This is a genomic window from Mesorhizobium sp. M7A.F.Ca.CA.002.05.1.1 (assembly GCF_003998335.1).
Taxonomy (GTDB): Bacteria; Pseudomonadota; Alphaproteobacteria; order Rhizobiales; family Rhizobiaceae; genus Mesorhizobium.
The window spans coordinates 1-1,888 of the sequence record NZ_RZQI01001057.1 but is presented as its reverse complement, the minus strand read 5'-3'; the positions used below and the strand labels follow the sequence as shown (position 1 = coordinate 1,888).

Below are 1,888 nucleotides of genomic sequence, written 5' to 3'. Positions count from 1 at the left end.
GGCCCAGGGACCGACGGCCTCGCCAGTGCGGTTCAGCACGCGGATGATCGAGAAGGCATGATCGCGGATGGTGCGCGGATCGACATCGATTTCGGGGCGCGGCACCGAGCCGGCCTTGGGGATCGGCACATTGGAAAAATCAGGCGTTCCGCCCGGCCGCACTTCCGGTTCCGGAACGTGGAAACGCAACATCCCAGCATCGGCCATGACCTTTGTCCTCCAATGTTGCCTAGTGTCGATATTTGCATATCTGCGCCGCCAGGCCAGTGCGAATTCGTCGGGTAGCCTGCGGACGTCGGTCCCGGCAGCGCCGGCCGATCCAGCCTCCCACGCACCAAGATGAAGATATGTCGGCGAAATTTCTTGTCGATGTTGGGCGCCGGCGCGCAATTAGACGCAAGATTGAGCCGGGTTTGCTGGCAGATAGGGTGATTGGGGAAGCGCGAAGCGTAATCTCCCTCCTTGAGGGGGAGATGTCGCCGAAGGCGACAGAGGGGGTCGCCGCGCATGGAGCGCCAACTTCTTCTTTCGGCGCATAAAATGTCGCATCCAGTCGAACCGACCCCCTCTGGCCTGCCGGCCATCTCCCCCTCGAGGGGGAGATCACGCACACCCCGGTTCACCCCACGCCCGCATCATGCTAACCAACCCGGCATGGCACAGAAGAAAGCTTACGAGGTCGACGGCTGGCTCGCGAAGCCGGACCAGCGCATTTCGATCGTCCTGCTTTACGGCCCCGATCGCGGCCTCGTATCCGAGCGGGCGAAGGCATTTGCCGGCAAGACCGGCCTGCCGCTCGACGATCCCTTCTCGGTGGTCAGGCTCGAGGGTTCGGAGGTCGACCGCGACGAGGGCCGGCTGCTCGACGAAGCCCGCACCGTGCCGATGTTTTCCGATCGGCGCCTTTTGTGGGTGCGCAATGCCAGCGGCCAGAAGGCGCTGGCCGACGACGTCAAGGCGCTGACGGCGGAGCCGGCGCGCGATGCGATCATTCTCATCGAGGCCGGCGATCTCAAGAAAGGCGTCGGATTGCGCGCCATCGTCGAGGCGGCCGACAGTGCCATGGCGCTGCCTTGCTATGCCGATGAAGCGCGCGACATCGACGGCGTCATCGACGCCGAACTGAGCAAGACCGGCATGTCGATGACCATGGAGGCGAGACAGGCGCTGCGCCGCAATCTCGGCGGCGACCGGTTGGCCTCGCGCGGCGAGATCGAGAAGCTCGTGCTCTATGCACATGGCCAGAACGAGATCGGACTGGAGGAGGTCAAGGCGATGTCGGGCGACGTCTCCGGCGCCTCTTTCGACGACGCGGTCGACGCGCTTCTCGAAGGCAAGATCGGCGACTTCGACACTGCCTTTACCCGCCATTGCCAGTCCGGCGGCCAGCCTTTCCTGGTGCTGTCTTCGGCGATGCGGCAGTTGCAGCAGATCCAAATCATGCGCGGCCAGATGGAGTCCGGTAACCGCAACGCCGCCTCGGTCGTTGCCGCCGCCCGCCCGCCGGTGTTTTTCTCCAGGCGCAAGCTGGTCGAGAAGGCACTGGAGCGCTGGAGCGCCGACGCGCTCGGCCGCGCGTTGACCCGGCTGCAGACGGCGGTGTTGCAGACACGACGGCGGCCGGACCTTTCCGTGGCGCTGGCACGGCAGGCGCTGCTGGGGATTGCGGTGGAGAGTAGCCGGTTGGCGCAGCGCGGCTGATCTCCCCCCTCGAGGGGGAGATGTCGCCGAAAGGCGACAGCGGGGGCCGTTGCGCGTGGAGCGCTGGCCTCCTTACTTCCTTACTTCCTTACTTCCTTACGTCTTCATGTCTTCCGCAAGGGCGCCGGCGCTTGGTGTGAGGCGACCCCCTCTGGCCTGCCGGCCATCTCCCCCTCAAGGAGCGTGA

Annotated in this window: 1 protein-coding gene and 1 pseudogene; one reads left to right on the top strand and one right to left on the bottom strand. The window is 65.3% G+C overall.

Annotation, left to right across the window (positions count from 1 at the left end):
- A pseudogene (locus tag EN939_RS32370) lies at positions 1 to 207 on the bottom strand (3-methyl-2-oxobutanoate dehydrogenase (2-methylpropanoyl-transferring) subunit alpha); the annotation flags it as partial.
- A 447-nt stretch (positions 208 to 654) separates the two neighbouring features.
- Here EN939_RS32370 and holA point away from each other — a divergent pair.
- On the top strand, positions 655 to 1,701 hold the full coding sequence (gene holA / locus EN939_RS32365; protein ID WP_127271610.1) for a DNA polymerase III subunit delta: 1,047 nt from the start codon (positions 655 to 657) through the stop codon (positions 1,699 to 1,701).
- Positions 1,702 to 1,888 lie beyond the last annotated feature (187 nt).

Bases quoted from the DNA above. Each gene is read 5' to 3' on its own strand.
- holA (WP_127271610.1), top strand. From the start codon at position 655: ATGGCACAGAAGAAAGCTTACGAGGTCGACGGCTGGCTCGCGAAGCCG.